We start from the raw sequence: 2,689 nt of genomic DNA, 5'->3' as shown, positions 1-2,689 counted from the left end.
CAGCAATATCTACTGAGATTATGTGTTACATTATTTTGTAACAAGACAATAACTGATTCTTCAGAGAGAAGAGTTTTGTTGTTAGATGAACCTGAAATGCACCTACATCCCGGGGTCTTACTTAAAATCGTCAGTAAAATTCGGGCTACATTTATAGATACTCAGATATGGGTAGCCACACACTCAATATCGTTACTTTCAATTTTTGATACTGCGGATATTTGGTATATGGATAATGGAAGACCAAAGCAAATGAACAGTAATTCTTTTAAAGTGTTACAGGGACTTTTGGAAGATGCGGATCAAAAGGCAAATTATAGGGAAAAATTAGAATATTTTATTCAATTACCAAATATATTTTCCTTATGTGAGTTTGCCAAAGAATCCTTAAAAGATGCGGTATCAGTACCGCTGAAAGAAAGAATCGACGGAAAAGAAGATCCACAGAATAAACTGGCAAAGGAAAGTATAAATGAATTAGATTTTGATCAAGCGAAGAATAAGGAAAAGATAAAACTTGTAGATTTCGGTGCCGGTAAAGGAAGATTTTTTGAAGGTTTGTTAGAAGAAGAAATGGATTTATATGATTATTATGCTTACAATGCTGCTGACGAAACAAGCGAAGAAGATAGAATACGATGCATAGACCTTATGTCAGGCAGATTAGGAGAAGATGAAACAAAAAAGAAATATTTCGATAATATTAATGCTCTCCGTGAAAAAATGAATGGAAAGGTTGATTGCGTCTTGCTTATGAATGTTTTACACGAAATTGATCCTTTTAGGTGGGAAACAGTACTAAAAAAAGAGATACAACCATTATTGACATCTAGCGGAATACTTATTATTATTGAAGTAGAGGAATTTTCTCAAGGAGAAAACGCTTCTTCGTGTGGATTTTTAGTTTTAACGGAAGGTGCAGCTAAAAGATTGTTTGGTCATGATGTTATAATAAAAAAACCAGCTGAGAATCCTAAGAATAAACAACGGGCTATAATTGCTTGTATTATTGGTTCTGAACAACTGAAGAATGTTTGTTTGGCAAACATCAAGGGATGTGTTGAGTTGATTAAAAATGAAGCTATGGAAAAAATAACTGAAACCAGAAAACAAGCCCGCTCGGGAGAAGACATTTACCGGAAAGGGATACATCATGCGTTTTGGCTTCATCAATACGCAAATGCCTCAATCGCGCTTGATTCTTTAAAAAAGGAGTAATTATGGAAACACAGATTAATATCAGTTCAAAGCAGGCAATTATTAGCTTGTTCCTTAATATGAAAAAAGACTGCATAAATATTGCAGAAGTATTCTTGCTACAGAACTATATTAATGGAAAAAATGATAAAACGATACATATGAATATTAGATATGAAGATATTAAACGTACAGTAAAATATAACGAAGAATTATTTTTTATGACAGAATATCGTATTTTATTAAGGGAAGAGCAATTTAATCCTAAACAAAGTGAAAACAAAATTCCAGTGAAAATTAAAAAAATAGTAAAAGAATATGTAAAAAGAAATAAAGCCCCCCTATTGCCTTTTCAAAATAATTTTATTGATGATGTTTGACTTTGACGAATACAAGTCATTCAAAGATATAGTACATGGTTATATTCAAATTCCCAGCTTATTCGTACATGAAATAATTGATACGCCGTTGTATCAACGCCTTCGTTTTATAGAACAAACCGGAATGAGACAAGTTTATCCTTCTGCGCGGCATGACAGATTTGTACATTCATTGGGAACATTTTATTTGGGAACAAAAGCCGTTGATGCCCTTTTGAAAAATTTCAAAGATTCAGCGTATTGGAATATTTATAGTAACGATCAACGGGAAATATTTTGGGCAAAGAATAAGGTTTTATTTCTAATAGCCTGTCTATTACATGACATTGGGCATGCTCCATTTTCACATTCATTGGAGCATTTATATATTCATGGGAAGAATGGCGAGGAACGGGAAATAGATAAATTATTAAAAAAATATTTTTCCGTAAACAAGATGTACAAGGAATTCTATAGTGTTTATAGTGAAAAAACTAAAGAATTAATTTCCCAGCCGCATGAAACTGCAAGCGCGCTTATTGTAGTGGACAAATATAGAGAAAATATTCTAAGAATACTAAATAGTCTGAATAAAAAAAATTACCTCCTTTAATACTTATTTTTCCAATGAAATTCTTAATTTTAATAACAACTTCATCGTCATCATCATCATCATCCTTTTTTTTTACAGTTAAAGTCGAATTTTGAAACATTCACTGTACATTATTCCGGTTACAAAATTTGTAAATTATGTTTTTGATAAAGAATTTGAATTTGATGATACAATATTAGGAATGGCCTCAAACGTAAAGAAAAACTCAACTCTTGAAGGGATTCATTTTCAGGGAGACATTTCTATTATACAGGGCAAGGTAAGTATCGGAGAAAAAAGCAAGATAGGAAATATGACCGGTAAAATGGATACAAGAGGATATGATATGTCTGCTGAATTTACGGAACATTCATATATTCTGGAAAGCGGATACGAGGTGCAAGCGGATAAGTCATTTTCGTATCATAAAAAACTACCGAATTCGAATAGAGAATTTGATGTGGTATTAGAACATACAGAGAATGTTTCAAAATTCGACTTTAACTGTAAAAAAAAAGGATGATGATGATGATGACGATGA

General features: G+C 32.2%; 4 protein-coding genes. All 4 read left to right on the top strand.

Annotation, left to right across the window (positions count from 1 at the left end; translation table 11 throughout):
* Positions 1–1,218 (top strand): AAA family ATPase (locus ACYVRH_RS11580; protein WP_461257071.1); only part of this gene is annotated, 1,218 nt, incomplete at its 5' end.
* Between the two features lie 2 nt (positions 1,219–1,220).
* A complete protein-coding gene (locus tag ACYVRH_RS11575) occupies positions 1,221–1,577 on the top strand; it encodes a hypothetical protein (RefSeq protein ID WP_461257070.1) in 357 nt (118 codons plus the stop codon).
* The gene (locus tag ACYVRH_RS11570; protein WP_461257069.1) at positions 1,567–2,169 is read left to right on the top strand and encodes an HD domain-containing protein; all 603 of its coding nucleotides are present in this window, start codon (positions 1,567–1,569) and stop codon (positions 2,167–2,169) included. Before ACYVRH_RS11575 ends, ACYVRH_RS11570 begins: the two co-directional genes overlap by 11 nt.
* Before the next feature lie 91 nt (positions 2,170–2,260).
* A complete protein-coding gene (locus ACYVRH_RS11565) occupies positions 2,261–2,671 on the top strand; it encodes a hypothetical protein (RefSeq protein WP_461257068.1) in 411 nt (136 codons plus the stop codon).
* Positions 2,672–2,689: the final 18 nt, after the last annotated feature.

It is taken from the genome of Treponema sp. R80B11-R83G3, assembly GCF_054786115.1.
The sequence above is the reverse complement of the archived record's forward strand: the minus strand, read 5'-3'. Positions and strand labels throughout refer to the sequence as shown.

Bases quoted from the DNA above. Each gene is read 5' to 3' on its own strand.
- ACYVRH_RS11575 (WP_461257070.1), top strand. From the start codon at position 1,221: ATGGAAACACAGATTAATATCAGTTCAAAGCAGGCAATTATTAGCTTG.
- ACYVRH_RS11570 (WP_461257069.1), top strand. From the start codon at position 1,567: ATGATGTTTGACTTTGACGAATACAAGTCATTCAAAGATATAGTACAT.